Origin of the sequence: Corynebacterium sp., from assembly GCF_030535495.1 — a bacterium.
Classification (GTDB): Bacteria; Actinomycetota; Actinomycetes; order Mycobacteriales; family Mycobacteriaceae; genus Corynebacterium.
Window position 1 is genome coordinate 1 of record NZ_JAUNRW010000136.1, and the last position, 4,964, is coordinate 4,964.

Genomic DNA, 4,964 nt, shown 5'->3' on the forward strand with positions numbered 1-4,964 from the left:
CATCAGATCTCCCCGTGCTCCCGGGCGAGATGGCGTTCGAGTGTCATGAGGAGTTCGTTCTCCCCCATCCGCAGTCCCATCACCTGATCCCCGGAGTAGGGGCGGGTGAGCGCCATCTTGTCTGCCCAGGGCGACTCACTGGTCAGCCCGCCGATGACGACGTCGAGCTCACCGTCCTCGGTCAGGTCGGCCAGGACGCTCTCCGGCCCGGTATGCCACTCGATGTCGGCGTCGATGCTGTCGGCGAAGGCGGTGATGAGGTCCACCTCGGTCCCGGTGACCGCGCCGGATTCCTCGATGGTGGTCCAGGGGCGGTGCTCGGAGACCCCGACGACGAGAGTGCCGCCACGGGCGCGGTCAAGCGTGCCCTCGCTGTCGGCGGGGATCGCCCCGCAGGCTGCCAGCGGCAGCCCGGCGGCGATGAGCGCGGTCAGACTCCGGTGTCGCACAGGCAAACCTCCCACATAAAACAGCGTGAATATGTGGGGCCGAGTCTACCTCTGTCTACCCCTACTTCAGCCTCTCCAGGCGCAGCTTATCGACGACCCCGATCTCCAGCGGCTCCAGCTCCTGCAGGGAGATGCCCATGGCCTTGGCCAGCAGCAGGTCCGCCAGCTGCGGGTTACGGGCCAGGACGGGACCGTGCATGTAGGTGGCCACGACGCTGCCCTGCACCGCGCCCTCCGCGAATCGCTGGCGGGTGCCGTCGGAGACGTCCGCGGAGGCGGCGAGGTCACAGTTGCCGGTGCCCCGGGTGACACGGCCCAGGGGTTCGGCACCGGGGCCGAGGAGGGTGGCACCGAGGTGATTCTCGAAACCGGTGAGGGGTTCCGTGAGGTCGGCGGTGATGCCGGCCCGGGTCGGGGTGGAGCTGATCTCGCCGATGGCGCGGGTCTGGAGGGAGACGGTGGTGGCGTCGATAAGCCCGAGGCCGTCGATGACGCGCCCCCCGGCGCGGAAGGACTCGCCGAGCACCTGCAGTCCGGCGCACACCGCCAGCACGGGACGCCCGGCCCACGCGGCGCGGGTGAGGCCGCCATCGGCGATGAGATGCTCCGCCGCGAGGATCTGTGCGGTGTCCTCACCACCCCCGAGGCAGTAGATGTCCAGGGACTCGGGAACGGATTCGCCGAGTCGGATGTGCTGGATCTCCGCGTCGAATCCGCGCATGCGGGCGCGTTGGCGCAGGACGAGGGCGTTGCCGTCGTCGCCGTAGGTGCCCAGGACGTCGGGCAGCACGAGTCCGATTCTCAGGTCAGCCACGGGTGGTCTCCTTCTGCAGGGCGGCCTTCAGGTCACGGAAGGCGGTGTAGTTGGCCAGCACCTCGATGCGCCCGGCGGGGCAGGCGAGGATGGCCTTGACGGGGTCGGGGATGAGCTCGTGGTCGATGTCGGCGTAGGTCAGGCGCACCGCCAGGTCGGTGCCGCGCTCGCCGGCGGCCTTGACGGCCAGCCCCTCGAAATCCTCGAAGCGCACGTCCCACAGCCAGGACAGGTCCTCACCGTCGGCCACCTGGCCGTTGACGGCGATGACCAGCCCGTCCGCCGAACGGTCGACCATGGACAACGCCTCCTGCCAGCCGGCCGGGTTCTTGGCCAGCAGCAGGTGGATGTCGCGCTCGCCGAGGCGGATCGTCGAGTAGCGGCCGGCGACGTTGTCGACGGACTCGGCGGCGGCGACGGCCTCGGCCAACGGCACGTCGAAGCCCTCGACGGCGGCGGCGACGGCCTGGGTGGCGTTGCCGCGGTTGGCGCGGCCAGGCAGCTTGAGGTCCAGGGAGGAATCCCCGTGCGGGGAGGCCAGGCCGTCGTCGGTGATGGTCCAGGTGGGGGTGGGGCGGCGGAAGGTGCGGCCGTCGGGAAGCGGCTTGACCGCCCACCAGTCATCCCCCTCCCGCGCGATATGCCCGCCGGTGCGCGGGCAGGAGACCGAATCCCCGACCCAGCCGGCGCCGGCGGCCACCCACACGACATTGGGGGCGTCGTAGGCGACGGAGGTCATGAGGACATCGTCGCAGTTGGCGATGATGAGCATGTCCGGGTTGGCCGTCACCGCCCCACGCAGGGCGCGCTCGATCTTGTTGATCTCGCCGACCCGGTCGAGCTGGTCGCGGGTGAGGTTGAGCAGCACGAGCGCCTGCGCCTGCAAACGCTGCGCCACCGCGGGGACGTGGAGCTCATCGACCTCGAGCACGATGTGTGAGGCGTCCTTGGCGGCCAGCAGCGCGGAGATGATACCCGCGTCCATGTTGTCGCCGCCGTCGTTGGTGGCCACGGTGTGCCGCGCGCGGATGGCCGCGGCCAGCATGCGGGTCGTCGTCGACTTGCCGTTCGTGCCGGTGACCAGCACCGTCGGCCGTCCACGGCCGAGGTTGTCCATGATGGACGGGTCGATGGCGTTGGCCACCAGTCCGCCGATCATGCCACCGGCTCCGCGGCCGGACAGCCGCGAGGCGGTGGTGGCCAGCGTGGCGGCAGTGGTGGCCGCCGTGGAACGGAGGCGGCTCAGGACACCGGTTCGTGGGGAACTCATGCCACCACAGTAGTCCTAGCGTCCGGAGTGATCCTGTACCCGCGTCACCGCGTCGAGGAACTCGGTGTCCGTGAGCAGCGGAATGCCCTTGCGCACCGCATGCATCGCCTTGCCCCGCAGATTCTCGGTGTCGTTGCAGACCATGACGCTGGTGGTGCGGGTCACTTTCTCCGAGTAGACCAGTTCGGCCTTCATGCTCGCCTCGATGAGGCGGTCGGGGTCCATCTCCACCTCGGGGGCGACGACCACCTCCATGCCCTTTACGAGGTTCTTCCCCGGCACGTGCACACCCGGATTGGGGTGAGGGCGGGGTGCCTCCATGGCGTCGACACGCACATGGGAGCGCTGCAGGCCGAAACGGTCCGCGCGCAGCTCATCGGGGCTGGTGACCGCGAGATCGCCGCGGTCACGAATCTCGAAGAAGACGTCGATGAGCAGGTCGTTGATCTCCCGGGACGTCTCGTGTTCGGGGCGTGTCGCCCGCGCGACGGTGGCGACGGGGGAGGGGGCGTCGATCGACAGGGCAGCCGCGAGGTTGCCCAGGCGGGTGTCCGGCAGGCTGAGGCGCTGGCGGCGCGCCGTGGCCAGCGTATCGACGATCGCCACCGGCTTCGGCACATGCCCCACCCGCTGCCGACGTCGCCGGCCACGGCCCCGGCCCCGCCCGCGGGAGCGGTTGGAGCGGGCGGCGGCGTTCATGGCGCGGCGGGCCTCGGAGACGATGAAGCCCCATGCGCGGGGGGCGTTGTGGACGACGAGGGTGCGGTCGTCGAGAAGCCTGTCGAGGGTCCTCAGGACCTGCGAGAAACGCTGGCCCTCCGCGACCTCCTCGTGGGTGAGTCCGTGGAAATGGTGCGGGCCCGGATCGCTGCCAGGGTTGAGCACGGCGTGGAACTCCTCGCCGATCTCCCCGTCCTCGTCGAAGGTGAGGACGTCAACGGACACCAGGCGGGCAGTCGACGGGTGGATCCCGGTGGTCTGGGTCGTGAGCGCCACGAAGGGAAACGCCGGCGCCGGCGTGGACTCGGGGTCACCGTGGGTCTGACTCATTGTTCAGAGTCTAGTGCCTGGGTGGGGACAAACTGCAGGCAGGGAGTGCATGCCGCAGCAAGGACGACGGGCTAAGATCTTGACCTACACCGATACACAGGGAAGTAGTGGGTCACAATGATGCGCATGGCGGAGTTGAGCCAGACCAGTGGGGTGAGTGTCCCCACGATCAAGTACTACCTCAGGGAGGGCCTGCTGCCTCCCGGTCGGCACGTCAAGACCAACCAGTCCCTGTATTCGCGCGATCATCTCACGCGCCTGAAACTCATCGCCGTCCTCAGCGGTATCGCCCGGCTGTCGCTGGCGGAGATCAAGCTCGTCCTCGGCGAACTCGACGGCCCGGGAACCGTGGTGGACACCATGGCAGCCATGCAGAATGCGCTGGTGGGACGATCCACCCGTGACGTGGAGGCCCACGAGGACGAGGCGCGCGCCATGCTGGGGGAGATCGTCGACGAACGCCGGTGGAATGTCCGGCGTGGGTCGGAGGCCTACGAGGCGGCGGTACGCGCCCTCGCCCGTCTTCACACCACCGACCTCTCCTGGGATCGCGACATGATCGCGGAATATGCCTCCCACGCCGAGGCCATGGGGGCGCTGGATGTCCGGACGCTGTCCCTGGAAGGTTCCTCGGACGATCTGCTCGTGCAGATGGTCACCGGAACACTGTTGCGGCGCCAGCTTGTCGACGCCCTCATCCTCCTGGCGCAGCAACACACCACGCGGCAGATGATGGGGGAGCCTGCCCCGCCGCCGGAGAACTGAGGCGACAACGACACCAGGGGAGTGCGCAGGTGCGCACTCCCCTGTACCCGTGTGGAGCTTAGACGCCGCCGGCCAGGACCGGTGCCTGCGTCTTGAGGGCGCGGTTGACCGCGGAGGTCAGCGCCTTGAGGGAGGCGCGGGTGATGGAGCCGGCGATGCCCACGCCCCACGCGGCGGAGCCGTTGACGGTGGCGTAGATGTAGCAGGCGGCCTCGGCATCGTCACCGGAGGAGCGGGCCTGCTGCGAGTAGAACTGAACCTCGGCATCGATACCCACCTGCTCGAGGGCGTTGGCGTAGGCGGCCACGGGGCCGTTGCCGGTGCCGGTGATCTCCTTCTCGGAGCCGTCGTGGATGACCGTGGCGGTGACGGTGGCCTCATCGTCGTCGGTCTCGGCGTTGACGATGCGAATGGAGACCTCCTCCACCGGCTCGGTGACGTCGAGGTACTCGGTGGCGAAGACGTCCCACATCTCCTTGGAGTTGACCTCGCCGCCCTCCGAGTCGGTGATGGCCTGGACGACACTGGAGAACTCGGCCTGCATCTGGCGCGGCAGGTTGATGCCGTGGTCCGTCTTCATGATGTAGGCGACGCCGCCCTTGCCGGACTGGGAGTT

Annotated in this window: 6 protein-coding genes; 1 reads left to right on the forward strand and 5 read right to left on the reverse strand. The window is 68.9% G+C overall.

Annotation, left to right across the window (positions count from 1 at the left end):
• Positions 1–2 precede the first annotated feature (2 nt).
• The 4 genes from Q4F73_RS11495 to Q4F73_RS11510 form a co-directional block, all read right to left on the reverse strand.
• The gene (locus Q4F73_RS11495; protein ID WP_303359480.1) at positions 3–449 is read right to left on the reverse strand and encodes a transporter substrate-binding domain-containing protein; all 447 of its coding nucleotides are present in this window, start codon (positions 447–449) and stop codon (positions 3–5) included.
• A 61-nt stretch (positions 450–510) separates the two neighbouring features.
• On the reverse strand, positions 511–1,263 hold the full coding sequence (locus Q4F73_RS11500; protein WP_303359481.1) for a type 1 glutamine amidotransferase: 753 nt from the start codon (positions 1,261–1,263) through the stop codon (positions 511–513).
• Positions 1,256–2,533 carry a MurT ligase domain-containing protein gene (locus tag Q4F73_RS11505; RefSeq protein ID WP_303359482.1) on the reverse strand — a complete coding sequence of 426 codons (1,278 nt, stop codon included), beginning with the start codon at positions 2,531–2,533 and terminating at the stop codon, positions 1,256–1,258. The genes Q4F73_RS11500 and Q4F73_RS11505 overlap by 8 nt, the downstream gene beginning before the upstream one ends.
• Before the next feature lie 15 nt (positions 2,534–2,548).
• Complete coding sequence (locus tag Q4F73_RS11510) at positions 2,549–3,583, reverse strand: exonuclease domain-containing protein (protein ID WP_303359483.1); 1,035 nt, start codon at positions 3,581–3,583, stop codon at positions 2,549–2,551.
• Positions 3,584–3,709: 126 nt separating this feature from the next.
• Between Q4F73_RS11510 and Q4F73_RS11515 the strand changes: the two genes are divergently transcribed.
• The gene (locus Q4F73_RS11515; RefSeq protein ID WP_303359484.1) at positions 3,710–4,348 is read left to right on the forward strand and encodes a MerR family transcriptional regulator; all 639 of its coding nucleotides are present in this window, start codon (positions 3,710–3,712) and stop codon (positions 4,346–4,348) included.
• A 58-nt stretch (positions 4,349–4,406) separates the two neighbouring features.
• Here the strand turns inward: Q4F73_RS11515 and Q4F73_RS11520 are convergent.
• Positions 4,407–4,964, reverse strand: a 558-nt coding sequence (locus tag Q4F73_RS11520; protein WP_303359485.1) for an alpha-isopropylmalate synthase regulatory domain-containing protein, incomplete at its 5' end; no start/stop codon positions are given.